Here is a 26,272-nt window from a genome sequence, read left to right as displayed (position 1 = left end):
TCACCCTCGGGCGGTCACCCTCGGGCGGTCACCCTCGGGCGGTCACCTCCAACCCACTGACCCCGGGCGATCACCGGGCGTTGCCGGGCTCAGCGGCCGTCACGGGGGCCGAAGACGGTCAGCGCGTCGGCGTCGCTGTGCTGGGAGCGCAGGTACTCGTCGGCCCAGGCGGCAGCGTCGGGGAAGGCCGACTCGGCCGCCACTCGGGCGCAGGCCGCGTCCACGTCGAAAGCGGTGCGGCGCAGTTGGACGCCCGGCCCGAGCAGCGCCCACCACGCGCCCGCGCCCCCGTACGGCATCCCGATGCTGCCCGGATTGACGACCAGGCGCCGATCGACCAGCCGGGTGAAGGGCATGTGTGTGTGGCCGCAGACCACCGTGGAAACCTCGGCGGGAAGACCGTCGAACACCTCGGCCCAGCGCGCCATCCGGGAGTCGACGAGCACGACCTCCTCGTCGTCGCGGGGCGTCGCGTGGCAGAACAGCGTCCGCCCGAGGCCGTCGATGTCCAGCGTCGCCGTCGTCGGCAGTGCAGCGAGCCGGGCCACCTGGTCGTCGCGCAGTTGCCCGGCGGCCCAGTTCGACACCTCGATCGACGCCGGGCGACCAGCCCGGGCCTCGACCAGCTCGCGCTCGCAGTTGCCGCCGACCCAGCACACCCGCTCGCCCAGGCCGGCGAGCACGTCCAGCACCTCGACCGGCTGCGGGCCGGCAGCGATGTCACCGGTGAGCACGATCAGATCGGCGGCGGCCACGTCCGGCTCGGCCAGGACGGCCTCCAGCGCCGGCAGGACGCCATGGATGTCGGAGAGCACGGCGACTCGATTCACCATGGCCCCACCCTGACCGCTGGCATCCGCCGAGGCCAGCGATTCTGCGCCAGGCAGACGGCAGACGTCCCCGCCTGCGGCCGGTGACGGCAGGCGGGGACGCGTTGTTGCTGCTCAGACGCGGGCGCGGCGGGCCAGGCGCTCCGGGTCCAGGATGATGATGCTCTTGCCGTCCAGCCTCAGCCAACCGCGCGAGGCGAAGTCGGCCAGCGCCTTGTTGACGGTCTCCCGGGAGGCGCCGACGAGCTGGGCGATCTCCTCCTGGGTGAGGTCGTGGGTCACCCGCAGAACGCCGCCGTCGCGGGTGCCGAAGCGGCCCGCCATCTGGAGCAGGTTCTTGGCGACCCGGCCCGGCACGTCCGTGAAGATCAGGTCGGCGAGAGAGTCGTTGGTCCGGCGCAGCCGCCGGGCGAGCACCCGCAGCAGCTGCTCGGCGATCTCCGGACGGTTGTTGAGCCACGGCCGCAGCGCCTGCTTACGCAGCCGCACCAGCCGGGTGTCGGTCACCGCGGTGGCGGTCGCCGTACGCGGACCCGGGTCGAAGAGCGACAGCTCACCGACCATGTCCGACGGCCCCATCACCGCGATGAGGTTCTGTCGGCCGTCCGCTGCGCGGCGACCAACCTTGATCTTCCCGGACAGCAGGATGTAGAGGCTGTCACCGGGCTCGCCCTCATTGAAGACGATCTCGCCCTTGCGGACCTCGATCGTCTCCATCTCCTTGGCAAGCGCCTCGGCAGCTTCCGGGTCGACACCCTGGAAGATCCCGCTGCGGGCCAGTACCTCGTCCATTGCGCACCTCCGGTTGCGCGTGCCGTCCGTCGGCCGGGGCCGCCGTCCGCTGATCCCCTCGCGCGCCGCCAAGTCTAGGCGCACGTGAGCACGAATCAGAGGTCGCCCCTGGAATCGTGATCGGTAGGCGTAACCTGCCCGACGTGCTGAGCGAGCCGACCCTGACCAGCCGCGCCGAGGACGGGCGGCACGTCCCGCTGCTCGTCTGGCGCGCGGAGGTGCCCCTGCGGGCGGCCAGCAGTGCCCCGCTGGGCGGTGGCATCGGGGTCCGGCGGTGGGTGGTGAACGCGACGGTCCCGATGTCGTACGACCGGGAGGACCCCGCGGCGCACCTGGCCTCGCTCGCCGCCGAGCTGACCCTCGACGGGCCCGGAATCGGTCTGCTGACCGGCGTCGATGTGGCCGAGGTGGTGGCGCGTAGCGACGCCGGGGTGCGGGCCTGGGCCACGGTCGGGCTCGGCACGCCGGTGCCCGCTGCCGCGCCGACGTCGGCCGCGCTCAGTCCACGCGTCGGCACCGTCAACATCGTGGTGTACGTGCCGGCCCGGCTCGCCGACTCGGCGCTGGTCAACGCGGTGTCCACGGCGACCGAGGCGAAGACCCAGGCCATCTCCGAGCTGGGGTTGCCGGGGACCGGCACGCCGACCGACGCGGTCACGGTGCTCTGCCCGGTGGACGGGCCGGAGGCCGCGTACGGCGGGCCGCGTTCCACCTGGGGCGCCCCTCTCGCCCGAGCGGTGCACGCGGCGGTGCTCGCCGGTGGATCCCGGCCGGTTGTGCCGTGGTCCGACCAGCTCACGGACGCGAAGTCCAACCGATCGGCTGTCGTTGGCGCGTTTAACGACCGGTAGGGTCGCGGGCGATGTACGCTCCCGCCCCCCTCGCGTCCCGCCCGCGCCGCCGCGTCGCCCTCGGCCTCGCCGCGCTGCTGGCCGCCCTCCTCGTGGCCGGCTGTGCCGACCCCGGTGGTGAGGCACCCGTCTGGCAGCCCGGCGCGGGAGGTGGTGGCACCGGCGCGCCGGTCTCCACGACCGGCCCGAAGGCCACCGGCCCCGCGTCGTCTGGTCAGGGTGGCGCGATCTCGCTCTCCGCCACCGGCGACATCATCATGGGCAACGCGCCCAGTCGGCTGCCCGCCGCCGGTGGTAAGGGCTTCTTCAACTCGGTCACCGACGCGCTCAAGGCCGACCTGGTGATGGGCAACCTGGAAGAGCCGCTGACGGTCGACACGGGCACCGGCAAGTGCGGGGCGAACTCCACCCGCTGCTTCCAGTTCCGCGCGCCGCCGGAGTACGCCGCCCACCTGCGCGACGCCGGTTTCGACGTGCTCAACCAGGCCAACAACCATGGCTACGACTACGGGCCCAAGGGCTACGAGAACACCCAGAAGGCACTGAAGAAGTACGACCTGGAGCACACCGGCGCACCGAACGAGATCACCGTGGTCGACGTCAAGGGCGTCAAGGTCGCCGTCGCCGGGTTCTCGTCGTACGTCTGGTCCAACAGCCTCGTCGACATCGACAAGGCCAAGGCGGTGGTCGCCAAGGCCGCGACCATGGCCGACCTGGTCGTGGTGCAGGTGCACATGGGCGGCGAGGGTGCCGACAAGACCCGGGTGAAGCCGGGCACCGAGATGTTCCTGGGCGAGAACCGGGGCGATCCGGTGAAGTTCTCGCACGCGATGATCGACGCCGGCGCCGACCTGATCGTCGGGCACGGCCCGCACGTGCTGCGCGGCATGGAGTTCTACAAGGGCCGCCTCATCGCGTACAGCCTGGGCAACTTCGCCGGCGGCGGCAACTCGCTGAGCAACGCCGGTCGCCTCGGCTGGGGCGGGGTGTTGAAGGTGTCGCTCAAGCCGGACGGCAGCTGGGCCGGCGGCTCGTTCACCTCCACGTACATGAACTCGGCCGGCAAGCCGACCATGGACCCGGACGACCGGGGCCTGGGCCTGGTCACCGAGTTGAGTCGCGCCGACTTTCCGAAGGGCGGCGCTCGCCTCGACGGGCAGGGGAAGATCACCGCGCCGACCGCCGGCTGACCCGACGGGGAACGTCCGGGGTGCGACGTAGGCTGACCGTCGTGACCAGTAGCCCTCCCGGTGCCAGCGAGACCGATCTCGGGCGCAAACGCCGTGCTCGCAAGATCGGCCGGGTGCTGGCCGAGACGCATCCCGACGCGCATTGTGAGCTGGACCACTCCAACGCCCTGGAGTTGGCCGTCGCCACGATCTTGTCCGCCCAGTGCACGGACAAGAAGGTCAACGAGGTCACCCCGAAGCTCTTCGCCCGCTACCCGAGCGCTGCCGCGTATGCGGGCGCCGACCGGGGCGAGATGGAGGAGTTGATCCGGCCCACCGGCTTCTACCGCAACAAGACCGACTCACTGCTCAAGCTCGGTCAGGCACTCCTCGACCGCTACGACGGCAGGGTCCCGGGGCGGCTCGTCGACCTGGTGACGCTCCCCGGCATCGGCCGCAAGACCGCCAACGTGATCCTGGGCAACGCCTTCGACGTTCCGGGCATCACGGTCGACACGCACTTTCAGCGGCTGGTCCACCGGTGGCGGCTCACCACCGAGACCGACCCGGTCAAGATCGAGCACGCGGTCGGCGCGCTGTACGACAAGCGCGACTGGACCATGCTCTCGCACCGGATCATCTTCCACGGGCGACGGGTCTGCCACGCCCGCAAGCCGGCCTGCGGCGCGTGCACGCTCGCGAAGCTCTGCCCTTCGTACGGCACCGGCCCGACCGAGCCGGCCGCCGCCGCCAAGCTGCTCAAGGGCCCTCGGGCGCGCGACCTCGCGGTGGCGGCCGGGGTCGACCCGGATCTGGTGCCCGCGCAGGCCGTCGCTGCGGAGGTGCCGTGAACCGCCGCCTCGCCCTCGCCCTCGCCGTCCTGCCGCTGCTGCTCGCGGTCACCGGTTGCACCAGCGGCACTGCCGACGACGATCCGGCCCCCCGCCCGGCCGCCGCTGAACGACCATCGCCGTTCCGGGACTGCTCGACGCTGAGCACGGCACCCACGGCAACGTCGTCCGGCCCCGGCACGGCGACCCCGGCGTCGCCCGGCGTAAGCCCGACGGCCTCCGTCACGACTGGCGCGACGACCCGCGCCGCGGGCGGGTCGGTGCTGCCGGAGCTGACGCTCTCCTGCTTCACCGGCGGTGCCCCCGTGGTGCTGCGGGAGGTGGCCGGGCCGGCGGTGATCAACGTGTGGGCCTCCTGGTGCCCGCCGTGTCGCAAGGAGCTACCCGCCTTCCAACGCCTCAGCGAACGGGCCACCGGCAAGCTCCAGGTGATCGGGGTCAACAGTCGGGACAGCCGGGGCGGCGCCCAGTCCATCGGTGAGGACTTCGGCGTCCGGTTCCCGATCCTGGTGGACCAGGGCGAGGCGCTACAGCGCGAGCTGAAGCGCAACGCCATTCCGCTGACCCTCTTCGTCGACGGCGACGGTCAGGTCCGGCACATCGACGCCAGTGGCGCTCTCGACGACACCAAGCTCGCCGAGCTGGTCCGCCAGCACCTCGGCCTGGCGGTGCCGGCGTGACCTGTCGGCCACCCGCCTGGATCGATCCGTTGCTGACCCGGCTGGGCACCGCTCGCGCCGAGGACTTCACCCGGCTGACCACGCCGACCGAGGGCGGTCGGGAGAGCGCCGTACTGGTGCTGCTCGGCGAGCAGCCCGGCGCGGGCCCGGACGTGCTGGTCCTGCAACGCGCCGCCACCCTGCGCAACCACGCCGGCCAGCCCGCCTTTCCCGGGGGTGCGGCCGACCCGGAGGACGCCGACGTCCGCGCCACCGCCCTGCGAGAGGCGAACGAGGAGGTCGGCCTCGACCCGGCCAGCGTCACAGTCCTGGCCGAGCTGCCGAAACTGTGGATCCCGGTCAGCGACTTCGTGGTCACGCCGGTGCTGGCCTGGTGGCACGACCCGCACCCGGTGTACCCACGGGAGCCGGCCGAGGTGGCGCACGTCGCCCGCCTGCCGGTCAGCGAGCTGGTCGACCCGGCCAACCGACTGCGGGTCCGGCACCCGAGCGGCTGGATCGGGCCGGCGTTCTCGGCGCGCGGGATGCTCGTCTGGGGCTTCACCGCCGGGGTGCTCGCCACCCTGCTCGAGATGGGCGGCTGGGCCCGCCCGTGGTCGCACGACCGGGTGGTGGAGCTTCCGTCGACCCGGGCGACACCGGCCCCGTCCGCCGGCACCGACGAGGCTGACGAGAGCGCCCTGCGCTGACCGCACGGTCACCATCCGCAAGCGATGGTCATCCGGCGGGCACACTGCCCGTACGCTTGAGCCGTGTCCGTCGTGGATCTCGTCCTGCTGCTGCTCATGCTCGTGTTCGCGATCAGCGGATACCGCCAGGGTTTCGTCATCGGCGTCACCTCGTTGTCCGGCTTCTTCCTGGGTCTGCTGCTGGGTCTCCAGCTCGGGCCGCTGTTCGCCAGACAGTTCGTGGACGCCGGCACCCGTGTGCTGATCTCGCTGGTGGCCATCTTCGGGCTGGCGGTGGTCGGGCAGGCCCTCGCCGGTTGGCTCGGCTCGCACCTGCGCAAGACGATCACCAGCGACGTGGGCAGACGGGCCGACGACGTCGGCGGGGCGCTCGTCTCGCTGTTCGCGGTGCTCCTGCTCGCCTGGCTGGTCGCCGTGCCGCTCGGCTCGTCGTCGGTGCCCTGGCTTGCCGCCTCGGTCCGCAACAGCGCGTTGATCACGGTGGTCAACCAGGTCCTGCCGGAGCAGGCACACCGGCTGTCCACGGCGCTGGAGGACACCGTCGACACCGACGGGTTCCCGGACGTCTTCGGTGACCTCGCGCCCACCCGGGCCCGGCAGGTCGACCCGCCGGACCCGGCACTGGCCGGCTCGCAGGTGGTGCTCAGCGGTCGACAGTCGGTCGTGAAGGTGCTCGGCTCCGCGCCCAGCTGCTCACGCCGGATCGAGGGTTCCGGCTTCGTGTACGCGGACGACCGGGTGATGACCAACGCGCACGTGGTGGCCGGCACCCGTTCGGTCGCCGTGGAGCTGGGCGGCGAGCGGTACGACGGCAAGGTGGTGGTCTACGACCCGAGCCGGGATCTGGCGGTGCTGCTCGTACCCGGGCTGCCCGGCCCGTCCCTGCGGTTCGCCGCCGGCAACGCGGGCAGTGGCTCCGACGCGATAGTGCTCGGCTTCCCGCTCGACGGTCCGTACAACGCGCAGTCGGCGCGGGTCCGGGACGTCGACCGGATCAAGGGCCCGGACATCTACTCGTCCAACGAGGTGACCCGGGAGATCTACACGATCCGGGCGCTGGTCCGCAGCGGCAACTCGGGGGGCCCGCTGCTCTCCGCCAACGGCCTGGTGCTCGGTGTGATCTTCGCGGCGGCGTCCGACGACCCGAACACCGGCTTCGCCGTGACGGCGGCCGAGGCCCGCCCGGTGGCGTTGGCCGGTGCCGAGCGCAACAGGCAGGTCGGCACCGGCGAGTGCACCTGAGCGTCGCCGTGCGGTCGGCTCAGCCTTGAGCCGGGGCGGGACGCCCGACGGCCGGCAGCTTTGCCCGACCCCACCGCAGCCCTCGATCCAGCACGGCACGGGCCATGATCGCGACGCAGGTGCCGCCGTTGACGAAGGACGCCACCACGTCGCTCGGGTGGTGCATGCCCCGGTACATCCGGGTCAGCGCCACGCCCAGCGGCACCAGCAGCAGCAGCGTCCACCAGGCGACCTTCGCGCCGGTGCTCCGTGCCCGCAGCGCCAGCAGCACGGCGATGCCGACGTAGAGCGCCACCGCTGCCGAGGTGTGCCCGGACGGAAAGCTCGACGTGGGCGGCGAGACGTCCATGTGCTCCACCGCCGGCCGCCGCCGGTCGATCGCCAGCGTGGTCAGAAGGAACACCAGTGCCTGGGCGGTCACCGCCGCGCACAGGAACAGCGGCTCGCGCCAGCGCTTCAGCCAGAGCCGTAGCGCCAACGCCACCAGCACGGTGACCACGACGATCATCTGGGTGCTGGCCAGCGTGCTGAACACCAGCGAGACGTCGTTCCAGCCGCCGGTGCGGTCGGCTGCCAACTCCCGGTTGACCGCGTCCTCGACGGTGAACGGCCAGGTACCGTCGAACACCCGGGTGACCAGCACCCCGAGCAGCACCATGAGCCCCAGCAGGAGGGACACCGGCAGCAGCACCCGCCGGACGATCTGGATCACGGTCTCGGACATGGGTCGCCCAGTACCCGGCCGACTTCGCCGTCACTCCTCAGGCCGCTCCCGGCTGCCGCTCGACCTCGGGAGCGACGCCGTCGCGGGTCGGCCGGACCGGCCGAAGACCGGTGTGGGCCCGCCAACTGGTGAACGCGGCGGTGGTGGCAGCGACCACCGCCACACCGAGCAACCATCCACCCACCACGTCGCTGGTGAAGTGCACGCCCAGCGTCACCCTGCTCAGCCCGGTGACCACTGTGAGCAGGACCGCCGCCACCCAGAGCGCGGCCCGCGCCACCCCGCGTCCCGCGTAGGGCAGGAGCACCAGCAGCAGCACCCCGGCGGCCAGGGTGGCGTTCAGCGCGTGCCCGGAGGGGAACGAGTAGCCGGCGGCCCGGGCCACCGGGTCCAGCAACTCCGGCCGGTCCCGGCCGACCAGCAACTTGAGCAGCGGACCGACCAACCCGCCGACGACCATTGTGGTGGCCGCCCAGAGGGCCAGCCGGCGGGCGCCCCGGCGCAGCAACCAGACCACCAGGAGCAGGACCACGGCGCGCAGTGGCATCGGTGCGAACACCTCGGTCCAGCCCTGCATCAACGCGACCCAGGCCGGGTGATCCTGGGCGTAGCTGTGCAGCGCGTCGGTGACCGCCGTGTCCAGCCGGTGCAACGGCGCCCAGGCGCCGAGCACCAGCAGGGTGAGCAGCGCGAACGGCACCAGCACCAGGAACGCCGCGGTCGCGGCGAGGGTGAGCCGCAGACCCAGCGCGCGGTCCGGGTCGAATCGGCGGTGCCGCCAGGACGGCTGGCCGGTGGGCGCGAGGGTGGGTGGCCGGTGCGTACTCATGGGTCCGTTCTACCCGGCCGGGCAGCCGCTCAGGCCTGCCGGCCGGTCGCTGTCAACGGGGCCGCTGACGCAGCCGGCGCACCATCAGGGCCGCGCCGGCGACCAGAGCGACGATGAGCACGACGGTGACCCACAGTTGCTCCGGCGCGGACGTGTCCTGACCGCCCGCCGCCCGAGCCGTCCAGCGGCTCTGCTGACCGGATGCGGCGAGACCGAGTGGATCGGCGCCCGCCCCGGCCACCGGATCGTCGTCGACCGAGCCGGGCGCCGGACCGAAACCGGTCACGCCCGGCGACGTCTGGTCGTCCAACGGGTTGGCGGTCACCGGCGGCACCTGAGCGGTCAACGCGGCGACCGGGTCGACCACCCCGTACCCGAAGCGGTCGTCCCGCCCGGTCGGGCCCACGTCCCGGGCGGTGGCCAACAACCGGTTGACCACCTCACCCGCGGGCATCTGCGGATAGCGGGACCGGACCAGCGCGGCGGTCGCCGCCACCAGTGGCGCGGCGAAGCTGGTGCCCTGCACCCGCCAGTATCCGCCCGGAGGCTTGGCGCCGACCAGGCCGCTGGCGGGAGCGGTGAGCACCGTAGCCCGACCGGTGATCGAGCCGGACCACAGGTTGTCGCTGCTGCGTTCGAGACCGGACACCGCGATCACACCCGGCTCCCGAGCCGGGTACCAGACCTTGGTGCTGGTGGAGGTGGCCAGGTTGCCGGTGCAGGCGACCACGACCACATCCCGGACGAACGCGTAGTCCAGGGCGGCGGCCAGGGCCGGGCTGTCACCGCTGCCGCCCAACGACAGGTTGATCACACGGGCACCGTTGTCGACCGCCCAGCGGACTCCCTGGGCGACGATCAGCGCGTCGTCGTAACGGTTCTCCTCGTCCAGCACCCGGACCGGCAGGATCCGGGCGTCCGGTGCGAGGCCGACCACGCCCCGCTTGTCGTCGTTGCGCCCGGCGATCAGGCCGGCGACGGTGGTGCCGTGACCCACCGGATCCGGGCCCGGGGCGCCACCGGGGCCGACCAGGTCCTTGCCGGGCAGCACCTGACCAACCAGGTCGGGATGGTTGCCGTCCACTCCGGAGTCGACCACGGCCACCGTCACGCCCCGGCCGGTCGAGCTGCGCCACGCCGTTTCGGCCTGCAACTCGTCGAGCTGCCACTGCTCGTCGCGGACCTGGTCGGTGCGGGCGACGGCGTCACCGGGGGCGAACGCCATCGGCGCGCCGGCGAGCTGTCCACCGTTCGTGGGCGCGGCGACCGGCACGACTGCCGCGGTCGGGGCCACGACGGCAAGCGCCGCGGCCACGCCGAGCAGCGCCCGGCTGGTCGCTCGTCGGGCCGCCGACGGACCGCTGTGCCGCACCCCAGTCACATACCCAGCCATTCATCCCGACGGAACCATGACGATCGGAGATTACCGGTTTCCCCACCCGTCACGGGAAGAACCGGCGAGTCAGGTCATTGCGGCGGCAGTTGTGCCAGCTGAACGAGGCGTACGCCCTCCCGTCGGGTGACCAGCCGACCACGCCCCGGCGGCAACGGCCCGGGACGCACCGACCCGACGAGCGCGCCCTCCTCGGGGCTGCCCGCCATCACCAGTCCGGCCGTGGACAGCTCCCGCAGGCGCTGCACGATCGGCTCGTACTGGGCCCGGCTCGCCCCACCGGACCGCCGGGCCAGCACCAGGTGCAGCCCGATGTCCCGGGCGTGCGGCAGGTGCTCCTCCAGCGCGCGTAACGGGTTCGCCGGCCCCGCCGCCACCAGGTCGTAGTCGTCCACCAGCACGAACAGCTCCGGCCCGGACCACCAGGACCGGTCCCGCAACTGCTGCGGCGTGACCTCCGGCCCGGGAGCCCGCCGCTCCAGGTACCCGGCGGCCGACTCGACCAGGTCGGCGGTGTGCGCCGCCGCGGTGCCGTACCCGATGAGGTGTGGCGTCTCGATGGCGCCGAGCAGGCTGCGCCGGTAGTCGACGAGGATCACCCGGGCCTGCTCGGGCGTGAACCGGGTGGTGATCGACGTGGCCAGCGCGCGCAGGAACGACGACTTGCCGCACTCCGAGTCCCCGAAGACCACGAAGTGCGGCTCGCTGGCGAAGTCGAGCGACACCGGGCGCAGGTCCGCCTCCGCGACCCCGATCGGCAGCCGCAGCCCGGTGGTCGAGGTGAGGTCCAGATCGGCGTACGGCAGCACCGGCGGGAGCAGCCGCACCCGGGGCGCCCGAGCACCCGCCCACCCGTCGGCGGCCCTCTTGACCAGGTCGGCGGTGTCCCCGCCGGCGGTACCGAGCTGCGGCAGCGCGGTGAGGAAGTGCAGGCCCTCCGCGGTCACCCCGCGGCCGGAGCGCTCCGGCACGTTGGCGGCCGCACGCCGGGCCACCAACGAGTCGGCCGGATCACCGAGACGCAGCTCCAGCCGGGAGCCGAACAGGTCCCGGATCGCCGGGCGGAAATCCAGCCAGCGCAGCCCGGTGGCGACCACGTGCAGCCCGTACGACAGGCCCCGGGTGGCCAGGTCGGTGACGAGTGGCTCCAGGTCGTCGTACTCGCCGCGGATGGTGGTCCACCCGTCGATCACCAGGAACACGTCACCGTACGGGTCGGTGCCCGGCTGGCCCACGGTCCCCGCTGCCGCTCGACGCTGCCGGTACGCGGCCATCGACTCCACGCCCAGCTCGGCGAAGCGGCGTTCCCGGTCGACCAGCAGCGTGGTCATCTCGCCGACGGTGCGTCGTACGGCGGTCGGATCGGCGCGGCCGGTCACCCCGCCGACGTGCGGAAGGTCGCGCAGCGCGGCCAACCCGCCGCCGCCGAAGTCGAGGCAGTAGACCTGCACCTCGGCCGGTGTGTGGGTGAGCGCCAGCGCGCAGATCAGCGTGCGCAGGGCGGTGGACTTGCCGCTCTGCGGCGCGCCGACCACCGCGACGTGGCCGGCGGCGCCGTCCAGCGCCAGCCAGAGCAGGTCCCGGCGCTGCTCCAATGGTTTGTCCACCACCGCCATCGGCACCCCGAGGGCCCCGTGCAGCTCAGGGTTACCCACGGTCAGCCCGCGTTTCGGGTGCGCCTCGACCGGGCCGAGCAGTTCGTCCAGGGCGGGCGGCTGGCCCAGCGGCGGAAGCCAGACCTGGTGCGCCGGCGGGCCCTGCCCGACGAGCCGGTCCACCAGCAGGTCGAGCAGCGTCCTGGCGCCCTCCTCCTCCGCCACGACGGGCAGGGCCGGGGTCTCCGGCTCGGGCACCGGTACGACGTGGGTGGTGAAGGTGAGCAGCCGCGCTCCTCCCTCGGCGGCGACGCCGCCCGGCACGGCGCGCCGGCGGACGGCGCCGGAGACGTACGCGGCCTTGAAGCGGGCCAGCGGGTCGGTGCCGGCCCGCAGGTAGCCGTGACCCGGTGAGCGGGGCAGCTCGTGCGCGTCCGCCACGCCGAGCACCGTCCGGGACTCCAGCGCCGAGAAGGTGCGCAACCCGATCCGGTACGAGAGGTGGGTGTCCAACCCGCGCAGCCGACCCTCCTCCAGGCGCTGGCTGGCGAGCAGCAGGTGCACGCCGAGCGACCGGCCCAGCCGGCCGATCTGCACGAACAGGTCGATGAAGTCGGGCTTGGCGGAGAGCAGCTCCGAGAACTCGTCGCAGATCAGCAGCAGCGACGGCAGCGGCGCGAGGGGGCTGCCGGCCGCCCTGGCCCGCTCGTAGTCGCGCACGCTGGCGAAGTTGCCGGCCCGCCGCAGCAACTCCTGGCGGCGGACCAACTCCCCGTTGATCGCGTCCACCATGCGATCGACAAGGGGCAACGCGTCGGCCAGGTTGGTGATCACGGCCGCGGTGTGCGGCAGCCGGTCGAACGAGGTGAAGGTGGCGCCACCCTTGAAGTCGACGAGCACGAAGTTGAGCTGCTCGGAGCTGTGCGTGGCGGCGAGCCCCAGCACCAGCGTGCGGAGCAGCTCGGACTTGCCGGACCCGGTCGCCCCGATGAGCAGGCCGTGCGGGCCCATACCGTCCTGGGCGGACTCCTTGAGGTCCAGCTCGATCGCGCCGCCGTCCGCGCCCACCCCGATCGGCACCCGCAACCGGTCGCGTGCCGAGCGTGGCAACCAGCCCTGTTCCGCGCTGAAGCTCTCCGGGTCACCGAGGCCGAGCAGCTCGGGGAGACCCAGGTCGGCCTGGAGCGGGGAGTCCGGCCCGCGGGCCGCGCCGGCGAGCCGCAGCGGTGCCAACCGTCGGGCGACCGCCTCGGCGTCGGCCAGGTCCAACTGGTCGGCGGCGCCCACCTCGGCGTGCCCGTCGGAGGACCGCGAGTGCAACCGCCGGCCGTGCAACTCCAGCAGCAACGCGTACCGGTCCAGCAGTCGGGGCGGCGGGGTGTCCAGGTCCAGCACGGTGACCGCGTCGATGCCGCCGTCACCGGTCAGGTCACTGGCACCGGTCAGGTCGCCGCCGTCGAGGACCACCACCACGTGCTGGCCGTCGGTGGCCGGACCGGCCGGGCTGAACCGGGACCGGGTGGCCAGGACGTCGGCCAGCAGCGACTCCAACTCGGCGGCCGAGCTGGTGACCAGGCGTACCGGACCGAGCGCGTCGGCGCGGCCGGGATGATGGGCGTGCGGAAGCCACTTCACCCACTCCCAGCAGGCGCGGCGCTCCGGCCCGGCGCAGACCGCGAGGAGCAGCTCGTCGGGGGCGTGGAAGACCGCCAGCTGGGTCAGCACGGCCCGGACCAGCGCCTGCGCCGCCGGGTCGCCGGTGGTTGGCCCGTCGGTGGTCGCGGCCCGGCCACGGCCGGCGGATCGCACGTGCACCCGGGCGAAGCTGCGCAGCGACAGCGCCACCGGCAGGTCCGGCACCACCGAGTACGCGTCCAGGAAGCGGCGTAGCGCGCCGGCGGTCATCGGCTCGAGCTCCTCCAGCGGCCGGGTGACCGGTGGAACCAGTGGGGTGGCCAGGGTCTGCGGCCCGACGGCGACCCGCACCACGGCGAAGTCGGGGTCGGCGGGGCGCCGTTCCCAGACCCGGTGGCTGTCCACCGTCGACCAGAGCCGGCCCGGGTCCGGGTGCCGGTAGTAGAGCCCGGCCCGTTGCTGGCCCGCGGTGCGGCGTACCCGTCGCCGCAGTGTGGCGAGGTGGCGCAGGTACTCCCTGCGGGCGGCCATCATCTCGGACTTCTTCGGGGTGCCGGAGGCGCTGCCCCAGGATGTCACCAGCATCGCCAACGAGGAGAGCCCGAACATGCCGCCCACCACGTACGAGTAGGCGCCGCCGCCCCGGCCGAACATCATCGCCATCGCCACGGTGCCGCCGAGCATGGGCAGCAGCATGAGCAGTTGCTGCCACCGCCCGCCGGTCACCACGGGGATCTCCGGCGGCGCGTCGACCGGCAGCTCACCGGCGGGTATCTCCGGCGCTGGTCGGCGCGGGGGGCGCTTGATGACGACGGTGGACACTCGGCCTCCTGACAGCGCTGGGTAACCCGAGCCTGGCTCATGGTAGGTAAAGTCCTGTCGTCCGCGCAGCCTCCGATCCCCTCGATATGGAGACCAGTCGATGACTACCGGGCTGGCACGCGTCACCATCAGCGCGCCGCAACGACGGGTGGACGTCGCCCTGCCGGAGCAGGTGCCCCTGGCTGAGCTGCTGCCCGACGTGCTCCGGCACGCCGGTGTCGGGCTCGCCGACGACGGCGAGCAGCACGGCGGCTGGGTCCTGCGCCGCACCGACGGAGCGCTGCTGGTGACCGCACAGGCGCTGCTGCCGCAGGGAGTCCGCGACGGTGAGGTGCTGCATCTCGTGCCGGCCCGCGCCCACTGGCCCGAGCTGGAGTACGACGACGTCATCGAGGCCATCGCCGACGGTGCTCGCCGCCGCGGCGGCGCCTGGTCGCCGACTGCCACCCGGGCAGCCGGTCTGGCCGGTGCCGCCGTACCGCTCGCGGTCGGACTGCTCGCGCTGCTCGCCGGCGGCCCGACGCACCGGGCCGGCTGGCTGGCGGCCGCCGCCGTGGCGCTGGTGCTCACCGTGGCCGGCACGGTGGCCTCCCGCGCCAACGGCGACGGCATCGCCGGGGCGACGCTCGGCGGCTACGCGCTGCCCTACGCGTTCACGGCCGGTGCCCTGGCCGTCGGCTCCGGTGATCCGGTCGGGCCGATCGGGCCGGCCCGCTGGGTGGGCGCTCCCGAACTGCTGGCCGGCTCGGTCTCGCTGCTGCTGGTGGCGTTGATCGGTTTCCTCGGAGTGGCCAGTCGGCTGCGGGTCTTCGTGGCCGGTGTCACCGTCGGCCTGATCGGCGCGGGGGCCGCGCTCGGTGGGCTGCTGACGACCACGGCCGGTACGGCGGCGGTGCTGATCAGCGCACTGGTCTTCGCCGTCGGCGTCATCCCGCTGCTGGCCATCCGGCTGGGCAAGCTACCGCTGCCGCCGATCACCCTGCCCGCCGCCACCCCCGCTGAGGAGCCGGAGCGGGTCCGGGATCTGCCGGACCGGGGCCGCGTGCTCGCCGCGGTGATCCGCACCGAGGAGGTGCTCACCGGGATGCTCATCGGCCACGCGCTGCTGGTGGTGGCCACAGCGGTCGTCCTCGTGGTCGCCGGTGGCACGGCGGGGCGGGTGCTGGTGGCGGTCACCTCGGCGGTGCTGCTGCTGCGGTCGCGGCTGTTCGTGGCGCTGCGACACCGGGTGCCGACGGTGCTCGCCGGGCTGGCCGGCTACGCGGCGCTGGGTGCCGTGCTGGTCGGTCGGGCCGACGAGACCGGGCGACTGGTGCTGGTTCTGGGCGGGGCGGCGCTGGCCCTGGTGGCGATCGCCAGCGGCACCGGGTACGCCCGCCGGCCGGTCTCGCCGTACCTCGGGAGGGTCGCGGACCTCACCGACACGGCCCTGGTGGTCGCCGTGGTGCCGATCGCCTGCGCGGTGCTCGACCTGTACGACAGGGCCCGAGGGCTGCTCGGTTGAGCGACCCCCGGGCCCGGTGCGTCAGTGCTGGTCAGTGCATGGTTTCGCCGCGCGCCTCGGCGTCGCGGGCCCGCTGGTAGGAGGCGTGGATCTCGGCCTCGGCCTCGGTGCGGCCGACCCAGGTCGCGCCCTCCACCGACTTGCCGGGCTCCAGGTCCTTGTAGACCTCGAAGAAGTGCTGGATCTCCAGGCGGTCGAACTCGCCCAGGTGGTGGATGTCGCGCAGGTGCTCCTGGCGCGGGTCCTCGTAGGGCACGCAGAGGACCTTGTCGTCCCCGCCCTTCTCGTCGGTCATCCGGAACATGCCGATGGTGCGGCAGCGGATCAGACAGCCCGGGAAGGTCGGCTCGGGGACCAGCACGAGGGCGTCCAGCGGGTCGCCGTCCTCGCCGAGGGTGCCCTCGATGAACCCGTAGTCGGCCGGGTACTGGGTGGAGGTGAAGAGGGTGCGGTCCAACCGGATCCGGCCGGTCTTGTGGTCCACCTCGTACTTGTTCCGGTGACCTTTGGGGATCTCAACCGTCACGTCGAAATCCATCTGCACGCTCCCTCGTCTGCCCACGCTGGCTAACGGAACCACTGGCGGCCCCCCGGACAGGTGAATGCCCACCCGCCGACTCCGGCCGCCGCATAGTCTTCGGACCGAAGTAGTGTCACCCAAGCCGATTTTCGCTGGGGGAGGAGGGGGTCGTGGGGAGGGAAGATTCACACTACCGCCCGGATGGGGGCTCCGCGCACGGTACCGGACGATCCGGCTCCGGCAGTGCCAAGGGGCGGGTGCCGGTGCCGGAGGCGCACCTCCCACGGGCTCCCGAAGCACCGACCCCGGCACCGGAGACGGTGCCCGAGCGGCCCCCGCCGCTGCCCTGGCGCCCACCGGTGGGGCCGGCGTCGCCCACTCCGAACGCGGGTCGATTCCCGGTAGCCGGCGGTGAGCAACCGGTGAGCGGTCCGCCACGCGGCAGCGCCACGGTCCCGGTGAGCCCCGCCCCGGTCAGCCCGTCGTTCGGTCCCGGACCGACCGCCCCCGGCCCGGCCGGGGTCCCCCCGGTGGGGCCGCCGATCTCCGCCTTGCCGGCACCCGCCGACGCCGCGCCAGCGCCAGCGCCCGCCCCGCCACGCCCCAGGAGACGACTGCCGCTGGTGCTGGCCGCCGTCCTCCTGCTGGTGCTCGCCAGCGTCGGGATCGTGATCACCCGTCCCGGCCCGGTCGCCGGGTGGCTGGGCGACGACGCCGGGTCCGGGCCGAACGCGGTCGGCGTGACTCCGGAACCCGCCCCGTCGGACGTGCTGGGTGGCCCGGATCCGAACGCCCCGGTGCCCACCCCGGACGGGGTTCGGGCCGCGCTCGATCCACTGGTCGGCGTCGCCGCCCTGGGTGACCGGGTGAACGTCTCGGTCGCCGACGTGATCACCGGTCAGACGCTGTTCGCCAAGGGGGCGGACGACGGCACGGTGCCCGCCTCGGTGACGAAGCTGGCGACCGCGGTGACCGTGCTGGCGGCCCGGGGGCCGGGTTACCGGATCCCCACCCGTGCCGTGGCCGGCGCGAAGGCCGGCGAGGTGGTGATCATCGGGGGTGGCGACCCGACCCTCGCGATCAACAAGAAGGGTTACTACCCGGGCGCGGCGCGCCTCGACGATCTGGCCGCCCAGGTGCGTACCGCGCTCGGCGGCACACCCCCGACCAGTGTCACGGTCGACGGCTCGGTCTACTCCGGCCCGGTCTACGGCCCCGGCTGGGACGACGACATCCCCACCGGCGGTTCCGGGGGCGCGGTGACCGCGCTGATGACCGACGGTGCGCGGACCGACCCGGGCGTCGAGCACGGGTCCGCCCCTCGGTTCGCCGAGCCGGACCTGGCCGCCGGCAAGGCGTTCGCCCGGTTGCTCGGGGTGCCGACCGACTCCGTGAAGCGGGGAGCGGCCCCGCCCCAGGCAGCGGCCGGTGCCAGCCCGGCACCGGGTACCGAACTGGGCGTGGTGCAGTCCCCGCCGCTGATCAGGCTGGTCGACGTCATGATCAGCGAGAGTGACAACCTGGTGGCCGAGGCGCTCGCCCGGCAGGTCGCGTTGGCCCGCGGTCAACCCGCCTCGTTCGACGGCGGTGCCGCCGCCATGGACGCCGAGGTGGCGGAGTTGGGCCTGCCCGCCGACGAGATCAGCGTCTCCGACGGCAGCGGCCTGTCCCGGCGTAACCGGATCAGCCCGTCGCTGCTGACCGACCTGATCCGCTTGGCCGCCAGCCCGGACCATCCGGAGCTGGCCGGCGTCTTCGGCGGTCTGCCGGTGGGCGGATGGTCCGGGACGCTGAACGAGCGCTACCGCACCGCTGCGGGCACCGCCGCGGGCGCGGGCAGCGTCCGGGCCAAGACCGGCACCCTGACCGGCGTGCACTCCGTGGCGGGCCTGGTCACCACCGCCGACGGTCGGCTGTTGACCTTCGCGGTGCTCACCGACAAGGTGCCGGGGGACCGGGACACCGCCCAGCCGGCACTGGACCGGATCGCCGCCGCGCTGGCCGGTTGCGGCTGCGGCTGACCGTCGCCGGTTCGGGAGCGACGCGGTCGCCATCGGCGTCGATCGAGGGCGCGAGCCCGGGCCGGGGTGTCGCGGCGCGGGTACGGTGGGTTCATGGCGCAGTTCGTGGACTGGGATCTGGCCGCCGCAACCGCGGGGGCGTTGAGCAAGTCTGGCCCCCGCGTGTCGTACGCGGAAGCCACCGACGTGGTCGGCGACCTGCGTCGGCTGACCGACGAGGCGGCCGGGCACGTGGCTGACTACACGGGGTTGCGGGCGCAGGTGTCGCATCCGCCGGTCCGGGTGGTCGATCGCCGCGACTGGGCCGCGACCAACATCGCCGGTCTCCGCGAGGTGATCACACCGCTGGTGAGCCGGCTCTCCGGCGACAAGCAACCGGGCGCGTTGACCGAGGCGATCGGGTCCCGGCTCACCGGAGTGCAGGCCGGGACGGTGCTGGCCTACCTCTCCGGCCGGGTGCTCGGCCAGTACGAGGTCTTCTCGGCCGACCCGGGCCAGCTGCTGCTGGTCGCGCCGAACATCGTCGAGGTGGAGCGCAAGCTCGGCGCGGACCCTCGGGACTTCCGGCTCTGGGTGTGTCTGCACGAGGTCACCCACCGCACCCAGTTCACGGCCGTGCCGTGGATGCGGGCCTACTTCCTCAGCGAGGTGCAGGCGTTCGTCGACGCCTCGTCCACCGGCAGCGAGCACCTGGTCGAGCGGCTGCGGCGCGGGGTGGCCACCCTGTCCGACGCGGTCCGTGACCCGGAGAGCCGCACCAGCGTGCTGGACATCGTGCAGACCCCGGCGCAGCGGGCCGTGCTGGACCGCCTCACCGCCTTGATGACCCTGCTGGAGGGGCACGCCGAGTTCGTGATGGACGGCGTCGGCCCGCAGGTGATCCCGAGCGTGGAGCGGATCCGGGCGTCGTTCAACCGACGCCGGGAGGCGGGCAACCCGCTGGAGAAGGCGATCCGCCGGCTGCTCGGCGTGGACGTCAAGATGCGCCAGTACGCCGAGGGGCGCAAGTTCGTGCACGGGGTGGTGGAACGCGTCGGCATGGACGGGTTCAACTCGATCTTCAACTCGCCGCTGACCCTGCCTCGACTGTCGGAGTTGGGTGACCCGGACGCCTGGGTCGCCCGGGTGCACGGGCCGGCCGGCACCATCCCGGCCGCTGGCTGACCACCCGCCGGTGGCCGCGCTCGCTCCGCCGGTGGCCGCGATCCGGGTGGCGGTCCGCCGCGCCCTGACCGGTCTGCCGTCCGGCGGGCCGGTGCTGGTCGCCTGCTCCGGTGGAGCCGACTCGCTCGCGCTCGCGGCGGCCACCGCGTTCGTGACGCCGCGGCTGGGCCGCGCCGCGGGGCTCGTCACCGTCGACCACGGCTTGCAGGACGGCTCCGCGGAGCGCGCCGAGGCGGTGGCCACCTGGGGGCGAGAGGTCGGGTTCGGGTCGACGAGTGTGGTCCGGGTGGAGGTGGCCGGGCGTCCCGGCGGGCCGGAGGCAGCCGCCCGCGAGGCCCGCTACCAGGCGCTGACCGAGGCGGCCCGGGAGCAGAACGCCGTCGCGGTGCTCACCGGGCACACCCGTGACGACCAGGCGGAGACGGTGCTCCTCGCGCTCGCCCGGGGCGCCGGCCCACGAGGGCTGGCCGGGATGCCCGCCTGGCGCGATCTGGGCGGGGTGCCACTGCTGCGCCCGCTGCTGGAGATCGGACGGGATCAGACCCGCGCCGCCTGCGTCGCCCTCGGGCTGAGCCCGTGGCAGGACCCGCACAACAGCGACCCGTCGTACGCCCGGTCGAGGGTGCGGGGCGACCTGCTGCCGGCGCTGGTGCGGGCGCTCGGGCCGGGTGTGGTGGACAACCTGGCGCGGACCGCGCGGCTGGTGGCCGCCGACAACGCCGCGCTCGACGAGTTGGCGGCGGCGGCGCTGGCGGCGGCCCGGTGTCCCGACGGAGGGCTGTCCGTACCGGCGCTGCTCGGCCTGGTTCCCGCCGTACGCAGCCGGGTTCTGCACGCTTGGGCCCGCGAGTTGGGCGCGCCGCCCGGTGCCCTGTCGCACCGGCACGTCGCCGCTCTGGACGCCCTGGTGACCGATTGGCACGGTCAGGGCCCGGCCGACCTGCCCGGCGGTGTCCGGGTGCTCCGCCGCGACGGCCGGCTGGCATCGGTGCGCCCCGCCTGACCTGACCGGCCGCTCTCAGCCGCTGTGTGCCCGGTCCCGGAAGGTGGTCCGGTAGCTGTGTGGGGTGGCTCCGACCCGGCGACTGAAGTGGTGGCGCAACGCGGCCGCGTCGCCGAAGCCGGACTGGTCGGCGACCGCCTCCACGCTCAACGGGGTCTCCTCCAGCAGCCGGCGGGCGAGCAGCACCCGCTGGTTGGTGAGCCAGTCGTGCGGGGTGGTGCCGGTCTCGGCCCGGAACCGGCGGGCGAACGTGCGGGGCGCCATGCCGGCGCGGGCGGCCAACTCCTCCACGGTGATCGTCCGGTCCAGGTGGCCCATCAGCCACTCCAGCACCGGTTCGAGGGTGGGTGCCTCGGGCGCTTTCGGGATGGGCGCCTCGACGTACTGGGACTGGCCGCCGTCGCGGTGCGGCGGGACCACCATCCGCCGGGCCAGCCGGGTCGCGGTGGCCGAGCCGTGCTCCTGGCGGATCAGGTGCAGGCACGCGTCGATGCCGGCCGCCGTGCCCGCGCTGGTGAGCAACCGACCGTCCTGGACGTAGAGCGAGTTGCACCGCACCCGGGCGCGCGGGTGCCGGCGTTGCAGCTCGTCCACGTACCGCCAGTGGGTCGTGCACCCGCGGTCGTCGAGCAGCCCGGCCTCGCCGAGCAGGAAGGCTCCGGAACAGACGCTGAACAGGTACGCCCCGCGGGCGTCGGCCCGGCGGAGCGCGTCGAGCACCGGGCCGGGGACCGTGGTGCCCTGGCTGTGCGCGGGGATGGCCACCAGGTCGGCCTCGTCGACCGGGCCGAGGTCGGCGTGGGGGGTGAGGTGGAAGCCGGACGAGGTACGCACGGGCGCGCCGTCCGGACTGCACACCTGGAAGCGGTAGGCGGGGAAACCGTCGGCTGTCCGGTCGGTGCCGAACACCTCGGCCAGCACGCCGAGCTCGAAGGGGGCGACCTGATCGAGGGCGAGGACGGCAACGGACCGCAGCATGTGACGAGGGTAACCCGGAAGGTGGCAGTAAATCGATGACCAATGGCATTCCTGCCACTGTCCGATCGCTTCGCGAGGTCGCAGACTTGTCTCAGTCCGGTGCGCACCGGCGGCGAAACCGACAGCAATCATGCGAAAGCGAGCGCCGCCATGGAGTTCCTGTTCATCCTCCTGTTCCTCGTCCTCCTCGCCGCCGCCTCGGCGGCCGGCCTCACCGTCGACAGCCACGATTCGGCCGACTGGAAGCCGAGCGACGATGGCCGCCGCTGGCGGTCACGCACCAACTGATGTGATTAGCGTTGTTTGCGCAGAAAATCCTCGGCGGGACCGCGCCAAAAGGTGCGGCCCCGCCGACGGAGGTCATCCGACGTACGGCAGGCTAGGAGTCATGGCTGACGGCTCCTGGTACGACGCCGACATCGACCACGTGATCATCTCCGAGGCGCAGATCCGCGAGAAGACGGCGGAGCTGGCCAAGCAGGTCTCCGCCGACTACGCCCACGTGGGCGACGGGCTGCTGCTGGTGTGCGTACTCAAGGGCGCGGTGATGTTCATGGCGGACTTCGCCCGGGCCCTGGGCCGCAACGGCCCGCCGGCGGAGCTCGACTTCATGGCCATCTCGTCCTACGGCCAGGGCACCACCTCCTCCGGGGTGGTCCGCATCCTCAAGGATCTGGACCGGGACATCGCCGGTCGGCACGTGGTCGTCGTCGAGGACATCGTCGACTCCGGGCTCACGCTCTCCTGGCTGCTGCGCTACCTCGAGTCGCGTTCGGCGGCGAGCGTCGAGGTGGTCGCCCTGTTCCGCAAGCCGGACGCGGTGAAGGTGCCGGTGCCGGTGAAGTACGTCGGCTTCGACATCCCCACCGAGTTCGTGGTCGGGTACGGCCTCGACTTCGGCGAGCGCTACCGGGAGCTGCCCTACGTCGGGGTGCTGAAGCCCGAGGTCTACGCCCGCTCCTGACGCCGGGTCGACCCGTCACGACGACCCGCGGGTCGACGTGAGCCCGACTTGTATCGGCATCCATCAAGCCGACGTTCAGCGCGCTCTCAGCTGATGCGGTTACCGTGTAGCACGGTGGCCCGGAGGTTCCTCCGCGCTCGACCCACTCGATCGCGTGACCGGGCGCTCGGGTGGCCGAGCCGGACTCCCCGCCACGCCGGCTTCCACCCGGACTCGCCGTACGGCGGCTGCGGGGCTGGTGGGCCTGCCCACGGTGCGTGTCGTCGATGTCGAAGGCGCGCGGAGTGCGCAGGCTCGCAGTTTCGCTGCTGGCGTACATGGTCTTTTGATGGTGCACGACTGCGGGGCTCGCAAGCTCACTCCTCGCGTACACGGTGTACCGTCGAATGACCGCGGCGCGGTAGTTTTCGCGCCTCGGGGTCGAGTCGGCCCGCACGGCGGCTCCGGCCGCCGCTCAGCGCGGCGACACCATCAGACGGTCAGGACGTCGATCAGGAGGATGCGGGCGCCCCGGCGCTCGACAACAGTATGGAACGTACGCGTTTCTTCCGCCGACCGGTGGTCTGGATCATCCTGGTCATCCTCGGCGCCGTTGTGCTCAGTCAACTGTTCACCAGTGGTCCCAGCTACCACCGGGTGGACACTTCCGTTGCGCTCGATCAGCTGCACACCGCCAAGATCAACAAGGCGGTCTTCCAGGACAAGGAGCAGACGCTCCAACTGGACCTGGCCCAGAAGACCAAGTTCGGCAAGACCGAGACCAACAAGATCGAGGCCCAGTTCCCGTACCAGGCTGGCGACCAGATCTGGAACGAGGTGCTGGACGCCAAGGCGGCCAACCGGGTCACCGGCCCGGCCGACACCAAGGTCTCCTCGGACAGCATCTGGGTGAGCCTGCTGGTCAACCTGCTGCCAATCGCGCTGCTCGTGCTCCTGCTGCTGTTCTTCATGTCGCAGATGCAGGGCGGCGGCTCCCGGGTGCTCAACTTCGGCAAGTCCAAGGCCAAGATGATCACCAAGGACACTCCGAAGACGACCTTCGCGGACGTCGCGGGTTCCGAGGAGGCCGTCGAAGAGCTGTACGAGATCAAGGACTTCCTGCAGAACCCGGCCAAGTACCAGGCCCTCGGCGCCAAGATCCCGAAGGGTGTGCTGCTGTTCGGCCCGCCCGGCACCGGCAAGACGCTGCTGGCCCGCGCGGTCGCCGGAGAGGCCGGGGTGCCCTTCTACTCCATCTCCGGCTCCGACTTCGTGGAGATGTTCGTCGGCGTCGGCGCCAGCCGGGTCCGTGACCTGTTCGAGCAGGCCAAGACGAACGCCCCGGCGATCGTCTTCGTCGACGAGATCGACGCCGTCGGCCGGCACCGTGGCGCCGGCATGGGCGGCGGCCACGACGAGCGGGAGCAGACGCTCAACCAGCTGCTCGTCGAGATGGACGGCTTCGACACCAAGGGCGGCGTCATCCTGATCGCGGCCACCAACCGGCCGGACATCCTCGACCCGGCGCTGCTGCGCCCGGGCCGGTTCGACCGGCAGATCCCGGTGGACGCCCCCGACATGGAGGGCCGCAAGGCCATCCTGCGGGTGCACGCCAAGGGCAAGCCGTTCACGCCCGACGTCGACCTCGACGCGGTGGCCCGTCGCACGCCGGGCTTCAGCGGCGCCGACCTGGCCAATGTGATCAACGAGTCGGCGCTGCTCACCGCTCGTAAGGAGCAGCGCGCGATCAGCAACGACTCGTTGGAAGAGTCGATCGACCGGGTCGTCGCCGGTCCGCAGCGGCGGACCCGGGTGATGAGCGACCAGGAGAAGAAGATCACCGCGTACCACGAGGGTGGCCACGCGTTGGTCGCCTGGGCGCTGCCGCACGCCGCCCCGGTGCACAAGGTGACGATCCTGTCCCGTGGCCGCTCGCTGGGCCACACCCTGGTGCTCCCCACCGAAGACAAGTACACGCAGACCCGCGCCGAAATGATCGACACCCTGGCGTACGCGCTGGGCGGTCGCGCTGCCGAGGAACTGGTCTTCCACGAGCCGACCACCGGCGCCGGCAACGACATCGAGAAGGCCACCCAACTGGCCCGCGCGATGATCACCCAGTACGGCATGAGCTCCAAGCTCGGCGCGATCAAGTACGGCACCAGCGGGGACGAGCCGTTCCTCGGCCGCAACATGGGCCACGAGCGGGACTACTCGGACTCGGTGGCCGCCGAGATCGACGGCGAGATGCGGGCACTGGTCGAGCTGGCGCACGACGAGGCCTGGGAGATCCTGGTGGAATACCGGGACGTCCTGGACAACATCGTGCTCGAGCTGATGGAGAAGGAAACCCTCTCCACGGCCGACATGGCGCGGATCTGCTCCCGGGTGGTCAAGCGCCCGCCGCTGGCGCCGTACAACGGCTTCGGCAAGCGTCAGCCCTCCACCGAGCCGCCCGTGCTCACCCCTGCGGAGAAGGACAAGCTCAAGGCGCAGGCCCAGGCCGACGGCGCGCAGGCGTCGGTCGGCGGCGGGACACCGTCGAACAACTCGGACGGCACGCACTGAGCAACGACCCGACGGCCAGCTCCCCACACCGGGAGCTGGCCGTCTCCGCGACCGAACCCGACGGCGACGACGAGCTGGACTACGTGGCCGCGCGGCTGATCAGCGGCAAACTGACCGGCCGCCCCGTCGAGGACGCCGTCGACCTCGGCCGGATCGAGAAGGCCGTCCGCGAGATCCTGATCGCGGTCGGCGAGGACCCGGACCGCGACGGACTCCAGCAGACCCCGGCCCGGGTCGCCCGCGCGTACGCCGAACTCTTCGCCGGCCTGCGGGTCGACCCGGCCCAGGTGCTCAGCACCACCTTCGAGGCCAACCACGAAGAGCTGGTCATCGTCCGGGACATCGACGTGATGAGCCTCTGTGAGCACCACCTGCTGCCCTTCCGGGGCAGCGCGCACATCGGCTACATTCCCGGCCCCGACGGGCGGATCACCGGCCTGTCCAAGCTGGCCCGACTGGTCGAGGTCTTCGCTCGCCGTCCGCAGGTGCAGGAACGGCTCACCTCGCAGGTCGCCGACCTGCTGATGAGCAAACTCGCGCCACGCGGCGTCGTCGTCGTGCTCGAATGCGAACACATGTGCATGGCGATGCGCGGCATCCAGAAGTCCGGTGCCAAGACCATCACGTCGGCCGTACGCGGGATCCTGCAGTCGGATTCCAAGTCACGGGCCGAGGCGATGGCGCTGATCATCCCCCGCTGAGATCCCGTCGCACCACGGCCGGGCAGGTCCCGCCCGTCAGCCGGCGAGCAGGGCCAGCAGCAGGCCGACCGTCGCCAGGACCGCCGGCACCAGGCACACCAACGCGCCGAAACGCACCGTACGGTCCAGTCGCTCGGTGGGGTCGACCCGGAACAACCGGCCAATGCCGATCCAACCGGCGACGAACGCGACCGCCGGCATCGGCAGCCCGCAGATCAACGCCGCCACGGTGGCCGGTCCCACCCCCGTCGCCGCCAGAACCACGACCTGGATCAGCGGCACCAACAGCGCGAACGGCCCGTACACCAGCAGGTTGCGCGCCCTCGCGGGCCAGGACCGCGGCCGGAACCGGCGGCGCGCCGCCAGCGCCCCGTCCGCCGCCTCGGCCCAACCACGCGCGGTCCGCAGCGCCGCCAACACGGCCGCCGGGCCGCCCGTCATCGACCGGGCCGCCTCCGTCAGCTCCGGCGGTGACGGCACGAGGGAGATCGCCGGTACGCCCAACTCGCGCAACCGTTCCTGCTGACTCGCCAGCCCGGTACGGAGCACCGTCAACTCCTCCCGGGCCGCCTCCGCCGACCGGGCCTGCTCACCGGCGGCGGCAGCCGCGCCCCGGCGTACCCCGTCCAGCTGGCGGGCGGCCGCGAGATACTCCGTCCAGGCACTGCTGGGCTCGACCGCCCGCGGCGTGGCGTCCCCGGTCGCCGCGGCTGCCCGCTGCCGTCCCGGCCCGGTCACCGTCGCGATCGAATCCATCTCGACACCCTC

The 26,272-nt window shown here is 72.7% G+C and carries 23 protein-coding genes; 14 read left to right on the top strand and 9 right to left on the bottom strand.

Features of this window, described 5'->3' with window-relative positions; all coding sequences use genetic code 11:
• Positions 1–89 precede the first annotated feature (89 nt).
• Positions 90–833 carry a metallophosphoesterase family protein gene (locus tag ACZ6NZ_RS16265; RefSeq protein ID WP_465858799.1) on the bottom strand — a complete coding sequence of 248 codons (744 nt, stop codon included), beginning with the start codon at positions 831–833 and terminating at the stop codon, positions 90–92.
• 111 nt (positions 834–944) lie between these two features.
• Entirely contained in the window at positions 945–1,622 is a 678-nt protein-coding gene (locus ACZ6NZ_RS16260; protein ID WP_007466162.1) for a Crp/Fnr family transcriptional regulator, read from the bottom strand.
• A gap of 143 nt (positions 1,623–1,765) precedes the next feature.
• Here ACZ6NZ_RS16260 and ACZ6NZ_RS16255 point away from each other — a divergent pair, with 143 nt between their 5' ends.
• From ACZ6NZ_RS16255 to ACZ6NZ_RS16230, 6 genes are all read left to right on the top strand, one after another.
• Positions 1,766–2,473, top strand: a complete 708-nt coding sequence (locus ACZ6NZ_RS16255; RefSeq protein WP_465858798.1) for an adenosylcobinamide amidohydrolase — start codon at positions 1,766–1,768, stop codon at positions 2,471–2,473.
• Positions 2,474–2,484: 11 nt separating this feature from the next.
• On the top strand, positions 2,485–3,663 hold the full coding sequence (locus ACZ6NZ_RS16250; protein ID WP_465858797.1) for a CapA family protein: 1,179 nt from the start codon (positions 2,485–2,487) through the stop codon (positions 3,661–3,663).
• A gap of 32 nt (positions 3,664–3,695) precedes the next feature.
• Positions 3,696–4,493, top strand: coding sequence for an endonuclease III (gene nth, locus ACZ6NZ_RS16245; protein WP_465858886.1), 798 nt, complete (start codon positions 3,696–3,698; stop codon positions 4,491–4,493).
• Positions 4,490–5,173 carry a TlpA family protein disulfide reductase gene (locus ACZ6NZ_RS16240; protein ID WP_465858796.1) on the top strand — a complete coding sequence of 228 codons (684 nt, stop codon included), beginning with the start codon at positions 4,490–4,492 and terminating at the stop codon, positions 5,171–5,173. The genes nth and ACZ6NZ_RS16240 overlap by 4 nt, the downstream gene beginning before the upstream one ends.
• A complete protein-coding gene (locus ACZ6NZ_RS16235; RefSeq protein ID WP_465858795.1) occupies positions 5,170–5,862 on the top strand; it encodes an NUDIX hydrolase in 693 nt (230 codons plus the stop codon). The genes ACZ6NZ_RS16240 and ACZ6NZ_RS16235 overlap by 4 nt, the downstream gene beginning before the upstream one ends.
• 63 nt (positions 5,863–5,925) lie before the next feature.
• Positions 5,926–7,104 (top strand): MarP family serine protease, encoded by a 1,179-nt coding sequence (locus tag ACZ6NZ_RS16230; RefSeq protein WP_366612254.1) that lies wholly within the window; start codon positions 5,926–5,928, stop codon positions 7,102–7,104.
• 19 nt (positions 7,105–7,123) lie between these two features.
• On the opposite strand, the gene ACZ6NZ_RS16225 is transcribed toward ACZ6NZ_RS16230, so the two are convergent.
• The 4 genes from ACZ6NZ_RS16225 to eccCa form a co-directional block, all read right to left on the bottom strand.
• Entirely contained in the window at positions 7,124–7,828 is a 705-nt protein-coding gene (locus ACZ6NZ_RS16225) for a phosphatase PAP2 family protein (protein WP_465858794.1), read from the bottom strand.
• 37 nt (positions 7,829–7,865) lie between these two features.
• A complete protein-coding gene (locus tag ACZ6NZ_RS16220) occupies positions 7,866–8,657 on the bottom strand; it encodes a phosphatase PAP2 family protein (RefSeq protein ID WP_465858793.1) in 792 nt (263 codons plus the stop codon).
• A 52-nt stretch (positions 8,658–8,709) separates the two neighbouring features.
• Positions 8,710–10,050: a type VII secretion-associated serine protease mycosin gene (mycP, locus tag ACZ6NZ_RS16215; protein WP_465858792.1), complete on the bottom strand. Its 1,341-nt coding sequence runs from the start codon at positions 10,048–10,050 to the stop codon at positions 8,710–8,712.
• A gap of 74 nt (positions 10,051–10,124) precedes the next feature.
• Positions 10,125–14,102, bottom strand: a complete 3,978-nt coding sequence (eccCa, locus tag ACZ6NZ_RS16210; protein WP_465858791.1) for a type VII secretion protein EccCa — start codon at positions 14,100–14,102, stop codon at positions 10,125–10,127.
• Between the two features lie 100 nt (positions 14,103–14,202).
• Here eccCa and eccD point away from each other — a divergent pair, with 100 nt between their 5' ends.
• A complete protein-coding gene (gene eccD / locus ACZ6NZ_RS16205; RefSeq protein WP_465858790.1) occupies positions 14,203–15,606 on the top strand; it encodes a type VII secretion integral membrane protein EccD in 1,404 nt (467 codons plus the stop codon).
• A 31-nt stretch (positions 15,607–15,637) separates the two neighbouring features.
• Here the strand turns inward: eccD and ACZ6NZ_RS16200 are convergent, their stop codons facing one another.
• Positions 15,638–16,144 (bottom strand): inorganic diphosphatase, encoded by a 507-nt coding sequence (locus ACZ6NZ_RS16200; protein WP_210864877.1) that lies wholly within the window; start codon positions 16,142–16,144, stop codon positions 15,638–15,640.
• Positions 16,145–16,656: 512 nt separating this feature from the next.
• On the opposite strand from ACZ6NZ_RS16200, the gene dacB reads away from it, so the two are divergent.
• The 3 genes from dacB (at position 16,657) to tilS (ending at position 20,314) form a co-directional block, all read left to right on the top strand.
• Positions 16,657–18,147, top strand: coding sequence for a D-alanyl-D-alanine carboxypeptidase/D-alanyl-D-alanine endopeptidase (gene dacB / locus ACZ6NZ_RS16195; protein WP_465858885.1), 1,491 nt, complete (start codon positions 16,657–16,659; stop codon positions 18,145–18,147).
• A gap of 93 nt (positions 18,148–18,240) precedes the next feature.
• Positions 18,241–19,311: a zinc-dependent metalloprotease gene (locus ACZ6NZ_RS16190; protein ID WP_366612243.1), complete on the top strand. Its 1,071-nt coding sequence runs from the start codon at positions 18,241–18,243 to the stop codon at positions 19,309–19,311.
• Between the two features lie 10 nt (positions 19,312–19,321).
• Positions 19,322–20,314: a tRNA lysidine(34) synthetase TilS gene (gene tilS, locus ACZ6NZ_RS16185; protein WP_465858789.1), complete on the top strand. Its 993-nt coding sequence runs from the start codon at positions 19,322–19,324 to the stop codon at positions 20,312–20,314.
• Between the two features lie 15 nt (positions 20,315–20,329).
• Here tilS and ACZ6NZ_RS16180 read toward each other — a convergent pair whose 3' ends face one another.
• The gene (locus tag ACZ6NZ_RS16180) at positions 20,330–21,292 is read right to left on the bottom strand and encodes a GlxA family transcriptional regulator (protein WP_465858788.1); all 963 of its coding nucleotides are present in this window, start codon (positions 21,290–21,292) and stop codon (positions 20,330–20,332) included.
• A gap of 42 nt (positions 21,293–21,334) precedes the next feature.
• Here ACZ6NZ_RS16180 and ACZ6NZ_RS16175 point away from each other — a divergent pair, with 42 nt between their 5' ends.
• The 4 genes from ACZ6NZ_RS16175 to folE all read left to right on the top strand — a co-directional run bounded on the left by ACZ6NZ_RS16175 (position 21,335) and on the right by folE (position 25,504).
• Complete coding sequence (locus ACZ6NZ_RS16175) at positions 21,335–21,580, top strand: hypothetical protein (protein WP_366612395.1); 246 nt, start codon at positions 21,335–21,337, stop codon at positions 21,578–21,580.
• 100 nt (positions 21,581–21,680) lie between these two features.
• On the top strand, positions 21,681–22,256 hold the full coding sequence (gene hpt / locus ACZ6NZ_RS16170) for a hypoxanthine phosphoribosyltransferase (protein WP_030328005.1): 576 nt from the start codon (positions 21,681–21,683) through the stop codon (positions 22,254–22,256).
• Positions 22,257–22,784: 528 nt separating this feature from the next.
• A complete protein-coding gene (gene ftsH / locus ACZ6NZ_RS16165; protein WP_465858787.1) occupies positions 22,785–24,803 on the top strand; it encodes an ATP-dependent zinc metalloprotease FtsH in 2,019 nt (672 codons plus the stop codon).
• Between the two features lie 35 nt (positions 24,804–24,838).
• The gene (folE, locus tag ACZ6NZ_RS16160; protein WP_091403265.1) at positions 24,839–25,504 is read left to right on the top strand and encodes a GTP cyclohydrolase I FolE; all 666 of its coding nucleotides are present in this window, start codon (positions 24,839–24,841) and stop codon (positions 25,502–25,504) included.
• Between the two features lie 36 nt (positions 25,505–25,540).
• On the opposite strand, the gene ACZ6NZ_RS16155 is transcribed toward folE, so the two are convergent.
• Positions 25,541–26,260 carry a hypothetical protein gene (locus tag ACZ6NZ_RS16155; RefSeq protein ID WP_465858786.1) on the bottom strand — a complete coding sequence of 240 codons (720 nt, stop codon included), beginning with the start codon at positions 26,258–26,260 and terminating at the stop codon, positions 25,541–25,543.
• Between the last annotated feature and the right edge of the window lie 12 nt (positions 26,261–26,272).

It is taken from the genome of Micromonospora sp. NPDC047756 (assembly GCF_055587245.1).
The sequence above is the reverse complement of the archived record's forward strand: the minus strand, read 5'-3'. Positions and strand labels throughout refer to the sequence as shown.